A 16,712-nucleotide genomic window follows, 5' to 3' on the forward strand; every position below is an offset into this window, starting at 1 on the left:
GCGTAACGCGGACAACGACGCTCATATCGGCGACGAGTGGTTTCGGTCCAGGTCACAGGTGATCCTACATCGAACTTCAGCAATTCGACAGAATCACAACCCGCTGAAATCACTCACCTCTTTTTGGAACAGACACTAAGAGAGTAAGATCAGCTCGTCTTTTCTAAGAACGGGGTGAGTAGGCACCACTCACCCCACCCCCAACGCCGCCACCACCCCCGGAAACCGGATCAGCTTGGGATACGTCCCCGCCACCTCTCCCGCCACGCCCTGCGCGACAAGTTCGCGCACGTTGCCTGCCGCGCCGGCATAGGTCACGCCCAGCGCCTCGGCGATGTTCGAGATCGACCGTACCGGCCGCTCGAACGCCAGGTCGATGATCCTGAGCATCAGCGCCGATCGCCGCGCCGTCTGGAATCGATCGCGATACGCGCGTTGCAGATCCTGCAATCGCTCGACCACCGCGATCGTCTCTTCCGCCGACGCCGCGACCGCTTCCAGGAAGAACACGACCCATTCCTCCCACGCCCCGTCGCGCGACACCGCGTACATCAGGTCAATATACCGGTCCTTGTGCCGCTCCAGATACGGGCTCATGTAGAGCAAGGGCTGCGGCAAGGTTCCGTTGTCGATCAGCATCAGCGTAATCAGCATCCGTCCCACCCGGCCATTGCCGTCGGCAAACGGATGGATGGCCTCGAACTGATAATGCGCCAGCGCCGCATCGATCAACGGCGCCGCCCGCTCCTCGCGATTGACGAAGGCGAACAGTCGGTCGAGCGCTTCGGGCGTTTCCCCCGGCGGCGCCGGGATGAACCGCGCGCTGTCGATTCTACCGACGCCGCCGATCCAGTTCTGATCGCGCTTCAGTTCGCCGGCCTCCACAGAAGCGCCGCGATGCCGTGCGACCCCGGTCAGCAACAGGCGATGCGCATCACGGATCAATCGTGTCGAGATCGGCAGCGCGGCCAGTCCGCTGATCGCGCTCTCCAGAGCGCGAACATGATTGGCGACTTCGCGCGTATCGCCGCGCGTTGCAGCTTCTTGGGCGCCCGCCTCGAAAAGGAAAGGTCGGACAGGGTGGTGTACGTTCCTTCCATGCTCGACGACGACACCGCCTCGCGCCGCTGCAACGGCCGGATCAACAGCAGAGGATTGGCGACGGTTCGTCCGATGCCCTTCAGCTCCCCCACCGCCTGCGTCGCGTGGGTAAGTGCCGGAAGCACCTTGGCGGGATCAAGTTTGCCGGGCGGCAGAGGCGCGGGCACGAAGGCTTTGCGACCGCCGATCGTGTGAACCAGCTGGCCCGTTGCGCGCGACCCGAAACCGTTTTTGTCCATGCAACGGATGTATAAGGTGACGATGCCACTTTCAACGAAAACCGGCTTTCGTATAAAGTGCCCCCGCCACCTTCAACATCCGTATCAACTCCCCCTCACCGCACCACCACCCCCCGCCAGAACGCCACCCGCCCCCGGATCGCCGCCGCCGCATCCTTGGGCGCGGGATAATACCACGCCGCATCGCGGTTCTCCGCGCCGCCTGCTGCCAGCGTGTAGTAATGCGCGGTCCCCTTCCACGGACACACGCTCGTCGTCGCACTCTCGCGCAGGAGCGCCGCGTCGACCGCCTCGATCGGGAAGTAGCTGTTGCCCTCGACCACCACGATGTCGTCGCTCGCGGCGATGCGGGTATCGTTCCACCAGGCTTCGGTCATCGCTACTCTCCCCAAGTCCGGCGGCAAATCGCCGGAACACCACGGTCATAGCCGCTCTCACCGCCGCTCGCGATGCCCCCACAATTCCGGGCATGATGGAGGCGCCCGCGCCACATCGCCGGCCAAATCGGCAAGCGAAGCCGCCGCCACGCTGTCCTACAGGGCGCGATGCTGCTTCATCCTGCCCGATGACCAAGCACCGCACCCGCGCCGGCGACGCCGGTCCCGCCACCTCCGAACCCGCGGAATCCCTGTTCGAGCCCGCCACCCCGCGCGCGCGTCACGACGGCTGGACGCCCGAGCGCCAGGTCGCCTTCATCGAGGCGCTCGGCGAATGTGGCTGTGTGGATGAGGCGTGCCGCCGCGTCGGCATGGGCACGTCGGCGGCCTATGCGCTGCGCCGCCGTCCGGAGGCACAGAGCTTTCGCCGCGCGTGGGAGGCTGCGCTCGATCTCGCGGTCGATCGCCTGTCCGACGCCGCCTTCGCGCGCGCGGTGAACGGCGTGTCGCGGCCGGTGTTCTACAAGGGCGAGCAGATCGGCGAGCGCCGCCATTACGACGAACGGCTGACCCAGTTCCTCCTGCGCTACCGCGATCCCGTCCGCTACGGCGCGTGGCTCGATCAGCGCGAGGCGCAGCGTCATCCGGACGGCCCCGCGCTTACCCTGTCCAGGCTGGTCAACCGCCTTGCCGAGGAAGCGCACGACCGCGCCGACGGCCATTGGGAGCGCCGGCCGCCGATCCCGCCGTCGCGCCGCACCGTCTCGCCCACGGAAGCGGCCGAGGCCGAGGAGCGCGCCGACCGCGACCGCATCGAGGCCGCCGAACGCGCGGATCAGGCCGCGTACCGGCGCACATGTGCCGAAGAGGATGGCGAAGACGAGTATGACGAGGACGACGATTACGACGACACGGACGAAGGCGCAGATGCGCAAGACGAACCCCGCCGTGATGAGGGAGAGGATTCCGCCGCGGACGTAGCGTGCGGTTCGTCCGGTTCCGCCGCCGACCGCGCCCCCGAATATCGCGCTACCGAAGATCGCGCCGCCGCAGTCTGCTCCCCGCCATCACCCACCACGCCCGGCGGCGCTCCGCCCGGTGCCGGCTCCGGCTACGGGTTCGGCCCGGTCACACCCGGATTTCGCCCTCCTCCTCACCATCCCAATAATGGACCCGCGCTGCGCGCACCTTGATCGTCACCAGGGCGGGCGGGAATGTGCTTCAGAACGCGCCCGGCACCTCGCGCTGCACCGTGTCGGGGCGCGCGGGAATCAGCAAGGCGCGCTGCTCCAGCAACACCGGCGTGCCCAGCGTCCGCGCAGCAGCGGTCGATACCGCGCCCGTCGGGATGCGCGTGCACGACCTGCCCTGGAGGAAGTTCAGCGCGGCGCGGGTCGATGCCTCGCGCGGGTCGCCGAGCGGAAAGCCGATGTCGTCCGCCGCCTGGCAGCTCGCCTCGACGGTCCCCGCCAGGCCGTCGTAATAATTGCCCTGCCGCGCCGTATTCTGGGTCGCGAAGGCGACCACGCGCAACCGGTCGTCGCACGCCGCCTTGTCCAGCGCGATCTGGCCGACCGGCTTGCCGAACGTGTTGGTGCCGATCAGCCCGGCATTGGCGCGCAGATAGGGGATGAAGGCGTTGATGACGAGTTCGCTGGCCGAAGCCGTACCGCCGGTGCCGATGAAGGCGACGCGCGTCGGTGCGATCGACTGTGCTTGCGGGGCGAAGGTGCGCGTCTCGTTCTCCACCGCCTTCTCGGGCCGAAAGGTCGTGTAGCTGAGCACCTCCGAGGTCGATCGGTTGGCGCCGAGCAGGTCGCCCATCAGTTCGGCGATCGAGACCAGCCCGCCGCCGTTGTAGCGGAAATCGACGATGACGTCGGTGACGCCCGCCGCCCTGAACTGCGCGAAGGCGCTGCGCAGCGCCGGGTCGGCGGTCGCGATGAAGGTGCGCAGGTTGACATAGCCATAGCGTCCACCCGCATCGTCGATGATCTTGGCGCCGTAGCGCGACGATACCGGGGTCAGCGTGTACTCGGTCTTGGCGATCGTCACCACGCGGGTGCCCGCGGCATCGGCGACCCGGAACGCGCGCGTCGTGCCCGCGGTCGATGGTCCCAGCGCATCGTTCAGCCCATTGCCCCCTGGCGCCGCGGCGATCGTCGCGACGTCGCGCAGGGTGCCCGCATCGGCGCCGATCGCCAGGATTTCGGTGCCGCGGTCGATCCCCGCCGCCAGCGCGGTCGTCCCCTCGAACGCTTCGCTGACGAACAGGCGGCGCGCGCTCGCATCGGTGGTCAGCCGGAACCCGAACCCGGCGCTGGAGCCGGAGGCGAAGAACGCATTCTCCTCGGCGATAGAGGTCAGATAGGTGAAAAAGCGGTCGCGCCGCTGGCTGCGCGCGGTCGCGGTCAGCGCGTCGATATAATCGTCGACATCGGCATAGCCCGCGGGGTCGAGCGAGATCGGCAGCGTCTCGGGAAACAGATACCATTCGCGCAGCTGAGCAGCCGCCCAATCCTGCCGCTCGCGCACCGAACAGCCCGTGGTGGCGCTCGTACCGCCGCCGGCCCCGCTGCCGGTGGATCCGGACCCGCTCGCGACCGGCCCCGACGCGCTCCCGCCACCATTGTCCCCGCCGCATCCCGCCAGAACCGCAGCCAGGCACAGGGCTGCGCCGAAACGCCGAACTGTCATGATGTCACCTCTCGTCAACGGCTTATACGCGATGCGCCAGGCTGTCAGGTACAAATCTCCGCCTATGCCTTCACGATGCGCAACCGTGTCCGCCGCCGCTCGTTCAAGCGCGGTCACGGCCATGATGCGCGCCGCGTTGTGAGGACATTCGATGGTGACGCGATATTGCACGATCGCCGCGCTGGCGCTTTCGTTGGCAGGGTGCGGCGCATCCGATCAGCCGGAGGCGGCGGCGGCCAACACCGCGCCGGCCGACGATTACGCCGCCCGCATCGCCGCGCTCGCTCCGGGTCAGCGCGACGCCGTGCTGATCCGCGCCATCCGCGACGCCGGCCAGACCTGCCAGCAGGTGACGCAATCGGCCGCGATCGGAGAGGTCGGCGGCGCACCGGCCTGGAGCGCACGGTGCGACGACGGCGGCACCTGGATCGTCGCGCTCAACCCCGGCGGCATCGCCACCGTTACCGCGGCCAATCCGGCACCGGCGCGATGATGGCACGCAACCGAACGCCGACCTGCCTCGTTTGACGATCCGACCGCGGACGAAATCCGCGCACCCTGAGCCACGAGAAGGAAGTACGCATGGGCCTGTTCACCAAGGACATCGAGACGTTCGAGGATCTGTACCAGCATCAGCTCCAGGACATCTATTACGCCGAGCAGCAGATCACCAAGGCGCTGCCCAAGATGATCGCCAAGGCGACCGACCCACAGCTGCGCGCCGGCTTCGAGACGCATCTGCGCGAAACCGAGAACCAGATCGCGCGCCTCGACCGCGTGTTCGCGCTGGAGGGCCACACGCCCAAGGGCGCGACCTGCCCGGCGATCGACGGGATCATCAAGGAGGCCAATGAGGTCGCCGGCGAGGTTTCCGACAAGTCGGTCCTCGACGCCGCTTTGACCGCCGCGGCACAGGCGGTCGAGCATTACGAGATCGCCCGCTACGGCACGCTGATCGCCTGGGCCAAGCAGCTCGGCCATCACGAATCGGCGGCGCTCTATGCCGAGACGCTGGAGGAAGAGAAGGCGACCGACGCCAAGCTGACCCTGATGGCGGAATCCAAGCTGAATGCAGAGGCCGAACTGGCCTGACGCCGGATGTCCCGTGCGGCGCGTCGGCGCCGCACGGGATCTCAACACCCGCCCTCGGCGCAATCCCCACGCTCGACCTGCAAGGTCGCATGCCCGATCCCGAACCGCGATCGCAATCCGGCACGCGCTTTGTCCAGGAACGCGTCGCCAGGCGTACCGCCGGGCATCACCAGATGCGCGGTGAGCACCGGCTCGGTCGTGCTCATCGCCCAGATATGCAGGTCATGCACCCGCGCCACCCCCGGCAGCGCGGCCAGCGCCTCCGCCACACCGTCATAGTCGATGCCCCGCGGCACCGCCGCCAGCGACATCTCGACGGTCTCGCGCAACAGCCCCCACGTCTGCCAGAAGATCAGCGCCGCGATCACCAGGCTGACCAGCGGGTCGATCCAGCCGATGCCGGTCCACCACATCGTCAGCCCGGCGGCGACCACGCCGGCCGATACCAGCGCATCGCTCGCCATGTGCAGATAGGCGCCACGGATGTTGACGTCCCCGTGCCGACCGCGGGCGAACAGCCACGCCGTCACCGCATTGACGACGATCCCGGCTGCGGCCACGGCGGAAACGGTCAGCCCCGGCACCATCGGCGCATCCCCCAGCCGCTGCACCGCCGCCAGCACGATCGCGCCCAGCGCGACCAGCAGGAGCAGCGCGTTGAGCAGCGCGGCCAGGATCGTCGATCCCTTCAGCCCGTAGGTAAAGCGCTTGGTCGGCGCCCGCCGCGCCAGCGCCGCACCGCCCCAGGCGACGACCAGCCCGAGCACGTCGGACAGATTGTGCCCCGCATCCGCCAGCAGCGCCACCGATCCCGTCCAGAAGCCTGCCAGTCCCTCGGCGACGACGAACGCCAGGTTCAGCGCGATGCCGATCGCAAAGGCGCGGTCGAACGAAGCTGGCGCATGGCTGTGGCCATGCCCGTGATGATGCGCGTGATGTCCGCTCATGCGGTCCTCGTACCGGAGTCTGTCCCAACCGGTATGAAGCGCGCGCCGCCGTCCGTCGAGCGGTCGCACCACGTCGCCGTCGGCACGGCTCGGCAACGGGCTGTCCTACACCAGCCGACATGTGGCAGAGCGACCGGGATGATCGCGTCGCGCCACCTCCTCCTTGCGGCAGTAAAGCCACGGCACGTCTTTCGAAATCATACGGCGGAACGGTTTTCCTCCCGACGTAGCGTGTGGTTCGTCCGGTTCCGCGGTCGGTGAGCGTCTCGCCCCCACCCGCTCTGCCAATCGAATCGGTCCTACCCGCCCTCCTCGCCGCGCTGGCCCACGCACCCAATGCGGTGCTCGTCGCGCCGCCGGGCGCGGGCAAGACCACCGCGGTCGCACCCGCGCTGCTCGACCAGCCGTGGTGCACTGCCGAAATCCTGCTGCTCTCCCCCCGCCGCCTCGCCGCGCGCGCCGCGGCCGAGCGCATGGCGGCGCAGGCGGGCGAACCGGTCGGACGCACCTTCGGCTATGCGACCCGGCTCGATTCGAAACGCTCCGCTGCCACCCGCGTCACCGTGGTCACCGAAGGCATATTCGTCGCGCGCATCCAGGCCGATCCCGAACTCGCCGGCATATCGGCGGTGCTGTTCGACGAAGTCCACGAACGCAGTCTCGACGGCGACTTCGGCCTGGCGCTGGCGCTCGACGCACAGGCCGCCTTTCGCCCCGACCTGCGGCTTGTCGCGATGTCCGCCACGCTCGACGGCGCCCGCTTCGCGGCGCTGATGGCAGACGCGCCGGTGATCGAGAGCGAGGGCCGCAGCTATCCGCTGACATTACGTCACATAGGCCGCAGCGACGCGCGGATCGAGGATGCGGTCGCCTCGGCGATCCGCCGGGCATTGCGCGAGGAGGAGGGCGGCATCCTCGCCTTCCTGCCCGGTGTCGCCGAGATCGAGCGCGTCGCCGAGCGTATCGGCGACCTCCCCGGCATCGCGCTCCACCGCCTCCACGGCACGCTCGACCCCGCCGAACAGCGCGCCGCGATCCGCCCGCAAACGGACGGTCTGCGCAAGCTCGTCCTCGCCACCAGCATCGCCGAGACCAGCCTCACCCTCGACGGCATCCGCATCGTGATCGATTCCGGCCTCGCCCGTCGCCCCCGCTACGATCGCGCCGCGGGAATGACCCGCCTCGTCACCGAACGCGCGAGCCAGGCCGCCGCCACCCAGCGCGCCGGCCGCGCCGCGCGTCAGGGGGCAGGTGTCGCCTATCGCCTCTGGGAAGAAGCCGGCACCGCGGGGCTACCCCGCTTCGACCCACCCGAAATCCTCGAAGCGGATCTCTCGGCGCTGGTGCTGGCCTGCGCGATCTGGGGCGTCGCCGATCCGCGCGCCCTGGCCTGGATCGACCCGCCGCCGGACGCCGCCATCGCGGAAGCCCGCACCCGCCTCGCGGTCATCGAAGCGCTCGACGCGGACGACCGCCCGACCCCGCACGGCCGCGCCATCGCCGCGCTGCCGATGAGCCCGCGTCTCGCCCACATGCTGATCCGCGGCGGCGAACGCGGACTTGCGCACACCGCCGCAGAAGTCGCGGTGCTGCTCGGCGAGCGTGGCCTGGGCGGCAACGACGTCGATCTGGAGGCGCGCGTCCGCCGCTTCCGGAACGACCGCGGCCACAAGGCGGAGGCCGCGCGCAAACTCGCCGAACGCTGGACTCGCTTGGCTCCCCTTCCTCCCAGGGAGGGGCTGGGGGTGGGTGGAGGCCAGGCCGTGTACGGCGATCCTGGACTCCCAGCCCCGTATCGCGGCCATCGACCCGCCCCCGCCCCCTCCGTCGCAGGGAGGGGCGCAGGAGAAGGAACGGAGGACAACGTAGCGCTCTGCATAGCCCTCGCCTTCCCCGATCGCATTGCCCGCCGTCGCGATGCTTCGGGCGAGACCTGGGCATCGGCGGGTGGCCGCGGCTTCCGGCTCGATCCCGCGCTTCCCCTCGCCCGCGCCGAATGGCTGGCGGTGGCGGAAACACAAGGCTCGGCGGCGGGCGCGCGCATCCTCTCCGCCGCCGCACTCGACCCGCACGCGATCGAGACGCTGTTCGCCGATCGCATCGAGACGCATCGCAATCTGACCTTCGACCCCATGACTGGCAGCATCCAGGCGGTCCGCGAACGCCGCCTCGGCGCGATCCGCCTGTCGAGCGGCCCGGACAGCACCGCCGATCCCCAGGCGATCGCCGCCGCGCTGGTCGAGGGCGTCCGCACCCACGGCGTCGCGCTGCTGCCATGGAGCCCCGCCGCGCAGGCGCTGCGCCGCCGCGCCGCCTTCGCCGGCGTCGCGCTCGACGATGCGACGCTGATGGCACAACTCGACGACTGGCTTCCCGCTTTGGTCGAGGGTCGCCGCCGACTCGCCGCCATTCCCTCCGGCGCGCTCGTCGACGCGCTGCGTACCCTCGCCGGCTGGGACGCGATGCGCACCGTCGATCGCCTGGCACCCGCGGACTTCACCACCCCGGCCGGCAGCACCCACGCGATCGACTATGCCGCCGATGCCGGGCCGAGCGTTGAGGTACGCGTCCAGTCGCTGTTCGGCCTGGCCGATCATCCCGCGGTCGGCACGCCCCCGGTGCCGCTGGTCCTCAGCCTGACCTCGCCGGCAGGTCGCCCGATCCAGACGACCCGCGACCTGCCCGGCTTCTGGGCCGGAAGCTGGGCCGCGGTGGCGCGCGAGATGCGCGGCCGCTATCCCAGGCACCCCTGGCCCGAAGACCCCGCCGCCGCGCCTGCGACCCTGCGCACGAAAAATGCGGATGCACGCCGGCTCGGTTCGCGATAAGGATGGTCCATGCCTACCGCCCGTATCTTCCAGCGCCCCAAGAACGCGATGCAGTCCGGCAAATTCCGGACCGACCACTGGCAGCTCGAATTCGAGCCTGCCGAGGCCAAGCAGCCCGATCCCCTCACCGGCTGGGCGGGCAGCGGCGACACCCGCGACCAGCTGCGCCTCGGCTTCCCGACCGCCGAAGCCGCCGTCGAATATTGCGAGGCGCAGGGCTATGATTACGTCGTCGTCGCGGCACCCGAGCGCAAGCTCAAGCTACAGGCTTACGCCGACAACTTCCGCTAACCTTCGACACACATCCAACCGTCACCCGGACGTGTTCGATATTGATGTCATTCGAAGCTGTAAATCATTGCCTCCCCGGCGAAGGCCGGGGCCCAGTCGCCAAGGTGCTTGTGACAACAGGACGATACTCTCCATCGACCTGTGCCAACCTGGACCCCGGCCTTCGGCGGGGGGGCATAGATGTTCTCATGCGCCGAACGAGTCTGGAATGACGAGCGGGTCAGCCCCGGCAATATCCCTCCCCCGGCTTCACCGTCAGACAGTCCTTCCTGCCCGCAAGATATTTCAGCCCGGTCGCCGCGCCATCGGTATGCCTCAGCGTCTCGGCCCGCCCCTCGCGCGTGAAAGCGATCGACGGCGCCGCAGGGTCGCTGGTCGCCTCGCCCAGGAACGTGCCCTCGTGATCCAGATCCCATCGCATCGTCAGCCGGTATCGCCCGGAGGCGGCGGGCGCGATGTCGAGAACCATGCCCTCGACGCCGGTCCAGCGCCCCGCCCAGCCCGCCGGCCCATCCTGCATCGCCGTCGTCGGAGCGATCGGCAGAGCCACGGCGGCGGGCAGTGCCACGGCGGCATTGGGTGCCGGATTGCCGCCGGGATCGGAACAACCCGCAAGCGCCACCAGCGCGACGCCAGCACTCCGCATGACCGATAGCCGCATGATCGTCTCCCTCATCGCTCCAGCGTTCGGCGTCTGCGCCTGTTCCCTGTGGCCAATCGCGGCGCCCGGCGGTAAGGGGCGGCGCACCTTCCTCGCTAGCTCAGGATAGCCGAACGATGCGCATCGCCATCGCGTCCGATCACGCCGCCGTCGCGCTGAAGACGACGCTTGCCGCCTGGCTGCGCGAGCACGGGCACGACGTGCTCGATCTCGGCACGGACGGGACGGCCAGCGTCGATTACCCCGATTACGGCTACCGCCTGGCGTCGGCCATCGCGGACGGTCGCGCGGAACGCGGAGTCGCGCTGTGCGGCTCGGGGATCGGCATCATGATCGCCGCCAACCGCAATCCGCTGGTCCGCTGCGCTCTGGTGTCGGAGCCGCTGTCCGCGCGGCTCGCACGCACCCACAACGACGCGAACGCCATCGCGATGGGCGCCCGCCTGATCGGCGACGACATGGCCAAGGCGTGCCTCGACGCCTTCCTGACCACCCCTTTCGAAGGCGGCCGCCACCAGCACCGCGTCGACAAACTATCGCAGGAGACCCGGGCATGAGCACGCAGCCGCAGCGGATTACCGACGTTCAGCCCGACGGCTTCTTCACCCGCGATCTTGCCGACGCCGACAGCGCCGTCGCGGCGGCCATCGCCGATGAACTCGACCGAGAGCAGACCCAGATCGAACTGATCGCATCGGAGAACATCGTCTCCAAGGCGGTGCTCGAAGCGCAAGGGTCGGTCTTCACCAACAAATACGCCGAAGGTTATCCGGGCAAGCGCTATTACCAGGGCTGCGCACCGTCCGACGACGTCGAGCGGCTGGCGATCGACCGCGCCAAACAACTGTTCGGCTGTGCTTACGTCAACGTCCAGCCGCATTCGGGCGCGCAGGCGAACGGCGCGGTGATGCTGGCACTCGTCAAGCCCGGCGACACGATCCTGGGCATGAGCCTGGACGCGGGCGGCCATCTGACCCACGGCGCGCGCGCGGCGATGAGCGGCAAGTGGTTCGACGCGGTCCAATATGGCGTCGATGCGCAGACGCACCTCATCGACTATGACGCGGTCGAACGCCTTGCGGTCGAGCACCAGCCAAAGCTCATCATCGCCGGCGGATCGGCCTATCCGCGCACCATCGACTTCGCCCGGTTCCGCGCCATCGCCGACAAGGTGGGTGCGTATTTCATGGTCGACATGGCGCATTTCGCCGGGATCGTCGCGGCGGGCCTGCACCCGACGCCGTTCGGCCATGCGCATGCCGTGACGACGACGACGCACAAGACGCTGCGCGGCCCGCGCGGCGGCATGATAATGACCGACGACGAGGCGCTGGCCAAGAAGATCAACTCCGCGGTGTTTCCCGGGCTTCAGGGTGGCCCGCTCATGCACGTCATCGCGGCCAAGGCGGTGGCGTTCGGCGAAGCGCTCCAGCCCGATTTCAAGCGCTACATCGCCGCAGTGGTCGAAAATGCAAAGGTGCTCGCCGCCACGCTGAAGGAACGCGGGTCGAACATCGTCGCCGGCGGCACCGACACGCATCTGGCGCTGGTCGATCTCACGCCCTTGGGCATCACCGGGCGCGACGCCGACGAGGCGCTGGAGCGCGCCGGCATCACCTGCAATAAAAACGGCATTCCCAACGATCCGCTGCCGCCGGTAAAGACCAGCGGCATCCGCGTCGGCTCGCCCGCCGGCACCACCCGCGGCTTCGGCCCCGCCGAGTTCCGGGAGATCGGCAACATGGTCGCCGACGTCCTCGACGGGCTGGCCGCCAAGGGCGAACACGGCGACTCCGCGGTGGAAGCCGACGTCCGTACCCGCGTCCGCGCCCTGTGCGCCCGTTTCCCCATCTACCAAGGATAAAAGCATGTCGAAGATCGACGACGTCCAGAACGAGATCAAGAACACCCCGGGGCTCGGCAAGCGCATGGCCAAATACGGCGCGGTCGGCGCGGTGATCGCGATTCCCGTGCCCTTCATCGGCCCGGTGATCGGCGCGATCGCGGGCGCGGCCTTCGCCTATTCCAAGCGCAAGGGCTGAATGAACCGGAGGAGTGGGCCGGTGCCGCGCGACCGTAAGGTCGCAAGATAATGCGCTGCCCGTTCTGCGCGCATGAGGACAGCCAGGTAAAGGACAGCCGCCCCACCGAAGACGGGGCGGCGATCCGGCGGCGGCGGCAGTGCGAGGGCTGCGCGGCGCGCTTCACGACGTTCGAACGTATCCAGTTGCGCGAACTCGTGGTGCTCAAGAGCGAAGAACGGCGTGAGCCGTTCGACCGCGACAAGCTGCTCCGCTCGATCAGCATCGCCGCCCGCAAACGCCCGATCGACCCACCACGCCTGGAAAAGCTCGTGTCCGGAATCCAGCGCCAGTTGGAGACGCAAGGCGAGCACGAGGTGTCGTCCAAGCGCATCGGCGAACTGGTGATGGACGGGCTGAAGGCGCTCGATCCGGTCGCCTACATCCGCTTCGCCAGCGTGTATCGCGACTTCAGCGAGGCGAGGGATTTCGAGGCGTTTGCGGGTTCCGTGGAGGCGGGGGAGTGAGGCGGCTTATTAGCCGGCCTCGCCTCCCCCGTTCGTCCTGAGTAGCGGCTGAGCGAAGTCGAAGACGCGTATCGAAGGACAGGTGATTGAGCTTCTACGCCTACATATTGCGCTGCTCGGACGGCAGATATTATGTCGGCCATACCGACGCATTGGAACGTCGCATCGCACAACACGAGCGCGGTGAGATCAAGGGATATACCCAGAAGCGCCGCCCGGTGACGTTCGTATGGTCGCAGGACTTTCCGTCTCGACTGGAAGCGCTGGAAGCCGAACGTCAGATCAAGGGGTGGCGTCGCGAGAAGAAGGAAGCCCTGATCGCGGGAGACTGGCAGGCGGTCAGTGCGCTCGCCCGCAAGTCCTTCGATACGGGTCTTCGCCAGGCTCAGCCCCTACTCAGGACGAACGGAGGGGAAGGGAGCGAAGGGGAAAACAAGGATGCGTCGACCACCGCCGCCCCCTTGATCGTCCTCGTCCGCCCCCAGCTCGGCGAGAACATCGGCAAGGCCGCGCGCGCCATGCTGAACTTCGGCCTCGTCGAGCTACGCCTCGTCGCGCCGCGTGACGGCTGGCCGAACCCCAGCGCCGGCCCCGCGGCCTCCGGCGCCGACACCGTCCTGGAACGCGCCGAGGTCTTCGACACGGTTGCCGACGCGGTCGCGGACTGCACCCACGTCTATGCCACGACGGTACGCCGCCGCGGCATCACCAAGCCTGTCGTCACCCCCGAACAGGCGATCGCACAGGTCCGCACCGAACCCGGCCGCAGCGCCTTCCTCTTCGGTCCCGAGCGATCCGGGCTGGAAACCGACGACGTCGCGATCGCACGCACCATCGTGACGGTGCCGATCAATCCCGAATTCGGCAGCCTCAATCTGGCACAGGCAGTCATCCTGGTCGCCTACGAATGGTCGCGCGGCGAGAAGCTGGCGCAGCCGCCCGAGGTCGATCTGCCCGCCCCTGCCCCGCAGTTCGAACTGGATGGCATGATCGCGCAGCTCGATACGATGCTGGAGGCCGCCAATTTCTACTTCCCCGAAGACCGCGCCCCTGCCACGCGCCGGACGCTGCGCACCCTGCTCAGCAAGCCCGCCTGGTCGAGCCAGGAGGTCCGCACCCTGCGCGGCGTGTTCTCCGCGCTGATGCCCAGACCGCGCCGTGGTTGACTCCGGGGCGCCCGGCGGCTAGGCGCCCGCATTCGCAATTGGCCCCGCACCCCGGTGAAGCGGTGGCCCTGCCTTGTCTTATCGACAGGACCAGAGCGATTACCGGGAATAACGTCGTTCGCAATTGTCTCAAGGAAATATCATGTCGAAGCGCCATAGCGCCAAGCACAAGCTCGACCGCCGTCTCGGCGAAAACATCTGGGGCCGTCCCAAGTCGCCCGTCAACAAGCGTGAATATGGTCCCGGCCAGCACGGCCAGCGCCGCAAGGGCAAGGTCAGCGATTTCGGCATCCAGCTGCGCGCCAAGCAGAAGCTGCGCGGCTATTATGGCGACGTCACCGAAAAGCAGTTCCGCGCCTGCTATCACGAAGCCGCCCGGATGAAGGGCGATACGTCGCAGAACCTGATCGGCTTGCTCGAACAGCGTCTGGACATGATCGTCTATCGCGCCAAGTTCGCGCCGACGGTCTGGTCCGCACGCCAGCTGGTCAGCCACGGCCACATCCGCGTCAACGGCGTGAAGTGCAACATCGCGTCGCGTCGCGTGTTCCCGGGACAGGAGATCACGCTGGGCGGCAAGGCGCAGGAAATGGCGCTGGTGATGGAAGCCCAGAACCTCGCCGAACGCGAAATCCCCGATTACGTCGCCCCCGACGGCACCGCCAAGGTCACCTTCACCCGCGTCCCGACGCTGGACGAAGTGCCCTATCCGGTGAAGATGGAGCCGAACCTGGTCGTGGAATTCTACTCGCGCTAAGCCGCGGGCAGACTACGAGCACATTCGACGAGCTTGCAGAAGCGCTCGGCATCGAACGGGGCGGTCTCATCGGAGGCCGCCCCTTTTTCTTACAAGCCCAGCGCGCCGCGCAGAAACCCATCCGCCTTTTCGAGCATCTGGGGTCGTGCCACGTCATCATCGATAGCATGGTCGAGTCCCTTGAACTCGACATATTCCACCTTGCCCCCTGCATCCCTGAGCCGGTTTGCCATCGTCCGTGACTCGGCCACGCCGACGTTCCGGTCGAAATCACCATGAAACAGCAGCACCGGTGCCTTGATCCGATCCGCATGGCGCGCGGGCGATCCGGCCGCAACGTGCGGACCCTGGCCGATGAACTTGCTGACTTGGGCATAATTGGTGAACCGCTTATACTCTTCGCGAAGCAGATCGAGGTCGGTCACGGGGGCGATGGCGACGATCGCCTTGTACAACGCCGGGTCGATCACCGCAGACTGGAGCGCTGCATAACCGCCATAAGACCAACCGACGATCGCGAGCTTGCCAGGATCGGCGATGCCCTGGGAAACCAGCCACTTGCCTGCATCATTGACATCACCGATCGCGGTTCGCCACGATTGGAAGCCGTTCTTCTGGAACCATTCAGCGCCATATCCGGTCGATCCCCGGAAATTTGGCTGGAGCACGGCAAAGCCGCGGGCAGCGAAATATTGCGATAGCCAGTCGAAACCCCATTCGTCGCGCGCGCCAGGGCCGCCATGCGGCATGACGATCGCCGGCAGGCCCTTGCCTTTGCCGCCCGGCGGCAGCGTCAGATAGCCTGGGATCATCGTACCGTCGGCGGCGGCGAAGCGCACGGGGTTGACCGTCGCCAATGTCTTGCCGGCCAGCTGCTGCCGCGCCGGAAGTATCGGCACCAGCTTGCGCGTCGCCTTGTCGAACAGGTGATATGTTCCTGGATCGTTATCGCTGCCTGCGAACAGCAGCAATTTCTTCTCATCGGCGCTCGCATCGATGAAGGTAATCAGCGGCTGTCCTGGTAGGGCCTTAAGCAGCGATTTGCGGAGGTTGCGCAGTTCGGGATCGAAGAATTCGGTCTCACGTCGTTCGGTCACATAGGAAACGCCGACCACGCGCTTCTGGCGGCCGATGCGCAGCAAGGTATCTATATCGACGTCTGGGCGCGAGATGACCAGTTCGCGCTTCAACGTGCCGTCGAGTGCCACGCGGTACAACGCCGCGCGGCCGGCGGTTGCCTCGAAACCGTATGCGACGTTCAGCGTCGAATCGACGGCATACGGGTCGAAGCCACTCTCCCCCGTCGGCGTCGACACGACCTTGCTGAGCGGCTGCCAGTCGCGGTCGGCACCCTTGGAATAGAAATAGCTGATCGTATCGCCGGTGGAGGTGTCGCTCATCCGAGCATGCGTGCCCATGATGCGGATGACGCCCCGCCCGTCGCTGATGTATTCCGCCGCGTTGATCCGGGGCGGGATCACGGTCGTCCGTCGCAGCGTCGTCGTATCGAGACGCTCGACACCGAAGCCTTCGGCCGCACTCGCCACATGAGAACCCGTCGTCCTCTCGGGCACGAACACGCGCGTGGCCAGGACGCTGCCCGGCTTGCCATCGGCCATCCAGTCGATGATCCGGCCGCCGTTCTGTGCAACCCCCAATGATCGGTCGTTGTGACGCGCGGTGAGCATCTTGAGGTCGGAACCGTCGCGGTTCAGGGCAAACAACCGCGTATATCCGATCAGCGCGCCGTCACGTATCATCGTGTACATCGCGCAGACCAGGCGAGTGTCGGTGGACCAGTGGCAGTCGGTCAGCTTGTCAGGGTCGCCCGACGATTGCAGGAGGGACTGTCAGGATTTCCGTGTGTGGGCGGGCGGTTGAACATTACGCCGCCATGGCCCTGATGAAGCGCTCGCCGAAGATGAGGGCGAACTGCGCCTTGGCCATGGTCCACTCACGTGGCGGCATCTTCCACTCTTTCTCCGACCGGTTCAAGATCAGGTAGAGC

18 protein-coding genes are annotated in these 16,712 nt (G+C 67.6%); 11 read left to right on the forward strand and 7 right to left on the reverse strand.

Going from position 1 to position 16,712, the window contains the following annotated elements:
• Nucleotides 1–189: 189 nt before the first annotated feature.
• The 3 genes from VF643_RS00870 to VF643_RS00880 form a co-directional block, all read right to left on the reverse strand.
• Nucleotides 190–945: a Fic family protein gene (locus VF643_RS00870; RefSeq protein ID WP_331041470.1), complete on the reverse strand. Its 756-nt coding sequence runs from the start codon at nt 943–945 to the stop codon at nt 190–192.
• Nucleotides 942–1,340, reverse strand: a complete 399-nt coding sequence (locus VF643_RS00875; protein WP_331041471.1) for a Fic/DOC family N-terminal domain-containing protein — start codon at nt 1,338–1,340, stop codon at nt 942–944. Before VF643_RS00875 ends, VF643_RS00870 begins: the two co-directional genes overlap by 4 nt.
• 95 nt (nt 1,341–1,435) lie before the next feature.
• Nucleotides 1,436–1,717, reverse strand: a complete 282-nt coding sequence (locus VF643_RS00880; RefSeq protein WP_331041472.1) for a DUF427 domain-containing protein — start codon at nt 1,715–1,717, stop codon at nt 1,436–1,438.
• Nucleotides 1,718–1,905: 188 nt separating this feature from the next.
• Here VF643_RS00880 and VF643_RS00885 point away from each other — a divergent pair, with 188 nt between their 5' ends.
• The gene (locus tag VF643_RS00885; protein ID WP_331041473.1) at nt 1,906–2,910 is read left to right on the forward strand and encodes a hypothetical protein; all 1,005 of its coding nucleotides are present in this window, start codon (nt 1,906–1,908) and stop codon (nt 2,908–2,910) included.
• Nucleotides 2,911–2,938: 28 nt separating this feature from the next.
• Here the strand turns inward: VF643_RS00885 and VF643_RS00890 are convergent, their stop codons facing one another.
• On the reverse strand, nt 2,939–4,414 hold the full coding sequence (locus VF643_RS00890) for a S41 family peptidase (protein ID WP_331041474.1): 1,476 nt from the start codon (nt 4,412–4,414) through the stop codon (nt 2,939–2,941).
• A 151-nt stretch (nt 4,415–4,565) separates the two neighbouring features.
• On the opposite strand from VF643_RS00890, the gene VF643_RS00895 reads away from it, so the two are divergent.
• Both VF643_RS00895 and VF643_RS00900 read left to right on the forward strand, forming a co-directional pair.
• Entirely contained in the window at nt 4,566–4,907 is a 342-nt protein-coding gene (locus VF643_RS00895; RefSeq protein WP_331041475.1) for a hypothetical protein, read from the forward strand.
• A gap of 89 nt (nt 4,908–4,996) precedes the next feature.
• Nucleotides 4,997–5,506, forward strand: a complete 510-nt coding sequence (locus tag VF643_RS00900) for a ferritin-like domain-containing protein (protein WP_331041476.1) — start codon at nt 4,997–4,999, stop codon at nt 5,504–5,506.
• Nucleotides 5,507–5,547: 41 nt separating this feature from the next.
• On the opposite strand, the gene VF643_RS00905 is transcribed toward VF643_RS00900, so the two are convergent.
• Nucleotides 5,548–6,453, reverse strand: coding sequence for a cation diffusion facilitator family transporter (locus tag VF643_RS00905; protein WP_331041477.1), 906 nt, complete (start codon nt 6,451–6,453; stop codon nt 5,548–5,550).
• A 257-nt stretch (nt 6,454–6,710) separates the two neighbouring features.
• Here VF643_RS00905 and hrpB point away from each other — a divergent pair, with 257 nt between their 5' ends.
• Together hrpB and VF643_RS00915 are read left to right on the forward strand one after the other, a co-directional pair.
• Complete coding sequence (gene hrpB, locus VF643_RS00910) at nt 6,711–9,281, forward strand: ATP-dependent helicase HrpB (RefSeq protein ID WP_331041478.1); 2,571 nt, start codon at nt 6,711–6,713, stop codon at nt 9,279–9,281.
• Between the two features lie 9 nt (nt 9,282–9,290).
• On the forward strand, nt 9,291–9,572 hold the full coding sequence (locus VF643_RS00915; RefSeq protein WP_331041479.1) for an ETC complex I subunit: 282 nt from the start codon (nt 9,291–9,293) through the stop codon (nt 9,570–9,572).
• A 220-nt stretch (nt 9,573–9,792) separates the two neighbouring features.
• Here VF643_RS00915 and VF643_RS00920 read toward each other — a convergent pair whose 3' ends face one another.
• Complete coding sequence (locus VF643_RS00920) at nt 9,793–10,248, reverse strand: hypothetical protein (protein ID WP_331041480.1); 456 nt, start codon at nt 10,246–10,248, stop codon at nt 9,793–9,795.
• 101 nt (nt 10,249–10,349) lie between these two features.
• On the opposite strand from VF643_RS00920, the gene rpiB reads away from it, so the two are divergent.
• The 6 genes from rpiB (at nt 10,350) to rpsD (ending at nt 14,704) form a co-directional block, all read left to right on the forward strand.
• Nucleotides 10,350–10,790 (forward strand): ribose 5-phosphate isomerase B, encoded by a 441-nt coding sequence (gene rpiB, locus VF643_RS00925; RefSeq protein WP_331041481.1) that lies wholly within the window; start codon nt 10,350–10,352, stop codon nt 10,788–10,790.
• Nucleotides 10,787–12,097 carry a serine hydroxymethyltransferase gene (gene glyA / locus VF643_RS00930; protein ID WP_331041482.1) on the forward strand — a complete coding sequence of 437 codons (1,311 nt, stop codon included), beginning with the start codon at nt 10,787–10,789 and terminating at the stop codon, nt 12,095–12,097. Before rpiB ends, glyA begins: the two co-directional genes overlap by 4 nt.
• 4 nt (nt 12,098–12,101) lie before the next feature.
• The gene (locus tag VF643_RS00935; RefSeq protein ID WP_331041483.1) at nt 12,102–12,275 is read left to right on the forward strand and encodes a hypothetical protein; all 174 of its coding nucleotides are present in this window, start codon (nt 12,102–12,104) and stop codon (nt 12,273–12,275) included.
• A 50-nt stretch (nt 12,276–12,325) separates the two neighbouring features.
• Nucleotides 12,326–12,781: a transcriptional regulator NrdR gene (gene nrdR / locus VF643_RS00940; RefSeq protein ID WP_331041484.1), complete on the forward strand. Its 456-nt coding sequence runs from the start codon at nt 12,326–12,328 to the stop codon at nt 12,779–12,781.
• An 86-nt stretch (nt 12,782–12,867) separates the two neighbouring features.
• Nucleotides 12,868–13,947: a TrmH family RNA methyltransferase gene (locus tag VF643_RS00945; protein WP_331041485.1), complete on the forward strand. Its 1,080-nt coding sequence runs from the start codon at nt 12,868–12,870 to the stop codon at nt 13,945–13,947.
• Nucleotides 13,948–14,089: 142 nt separating this feature from the next.
• Nucleotides 14,090–14,704 carry a 30S ribosomal protein S4 gene (gene rpsD, locus VF643_RS00950; protein WP_331015992.1) on the forward strand — a complete coding sequence of 205 codons (615 nt, stop codon included), beginning with the start codon at nt 14,090–14,092 and terminating at the stop codon, nt 14,702–14,704.
• An 89-nt stretch (nt 14,705–14,793) separates the two neighbouring features.
• Here the strand turns inward: rpsD and VF643_RS00955 are convergent, their stop codons facing one another.
• Nucleotides 14,794–16,464: a S9 family peptidase gene (locus VF643_RS00955; protein WP_331041486.1), complete on the reverse strand. Its 1,671-nt coding sequence runs from the start codon at nt 16,462–16,464 to the stop codon at nt 14,794–14,796.
• Nucleotides 16,465–16,712 lie beyond the last annotated feature (248 nt).

Source organism: Sphingomonas sp., assembly GCF_036387595.1.
Lineage (GTDB): Bacteria > Pseudomonadota > Alphaproteobacteria > Sphingomonadales > Sphingomonadaceae > Sphingomonas.

Excerpts from the sequence above, each read along its gene's own strand:
- VF643_RS00875 (WP_331041471.1), bottom strand. The coding sequence starts at position 1,340 with ATGGACAAAAACGGTTTCGGGTCGCGCGCAACGGGCCAGCTGGTTCAC.
- VF643_RS00880 (WP_331041472.1), bottom strand. The coding sequence starts at position 1,717 with ATGACCGAAGCCTGGTGGAACGATACCCGCATCGCCGCGAGCGACGAC.
- VF643_RS00885 (WP_331041473.1), top strand. The coding sequence starts at position 1,906 with ATGACCAAGCACCGCACCCGCGCCGGCGACGCCGGTCCCGCCACCTCC.
- VF643_RS00890 (WP_331041474.1), bottom strand. The coding sequence starts at position 4,414 with ATGACAGTTCGGCGTTTCGGCGCAGCCCTGTGCCTGGCTGCGGTTCTG.
- VF643_RS00895 (WP_331041475.1), top strand. The coding sequence starts at position 4,566 with ATGGTGACGCGATATTGCACGATCGCCGCGCTGGCGCTTTCGTTGGCA.
- VF643_RS00900 (WP_331041476.1), top strand. The coding sequence starts at position 4,997 with ATGGGCCTGTTCACCAAGGACATCGAGACGTTCGAGGATCTGTACCAG.
- VF643_RS00905 (WP_331041477.1), bottom strand. The coding sequence starts at position 6,453 with ATGAGCGGACATCACGCGCATCATCACGGGCATGGCCACAGCCATGCG.
- VF643_RS00915 (WP_331041479.1), top strand. The coding sequence starts at position 9,291 with ATGCCTACCGCCCGTATCTTCCAGCGCCCCAAGAACGCGATGCAGTCC.
- VF643_RS00920 (WP_331041480.1), bottom strand. The coding sequence starts at position 10,248 with ATGAGGGAGACGATCATGCGGCTATCGGTCATGCGGAGTGCTGGCGTC.
- rpiB (WP_331041481.1), top strand. The coding sequence starts at position 10,350 with ATGCGCATCGCCATCGCGTCCGATCACGCCGCCGTCGCGCTGAAGACG.
- glyA (WP_331041482.1), top strand. The coding sequence starts at position 10,787 with ATGAGCACGCAGCCGCAGCGGATTACCGACGTTCAGCCCGACGGCTTC.
- VF643_RS00935 (WP_331041483.1), top strand. The coding sequence starts at position 12,102 with ATGTCGAAGATCGACGACGTCCAGAACGAGATCAAGAACACCCCGGGG.
- nrdR (WP_331041484.1), top strand. The coding sequence starts at position 12,326 with ATGCGCTGCCCGTTCTGCGCGCATGAGGACAGCCAGGTAAAGGACAGC.
- rpsD (WP_331015992.1), top strand. The coding sequence starts at position 14,090 with ATGTCGAAGCGCCATAGCGCCAAGCACAAGCTCGACCGCCGTCTCGGC.
- VF643_RS00955 (WP_331041486.1), bottom strand. The coding sequence starts at position 16,464 with ATGATACGTGACGGCGCGCTGATCGGATATACGCGGTTGTTTGCCCTG.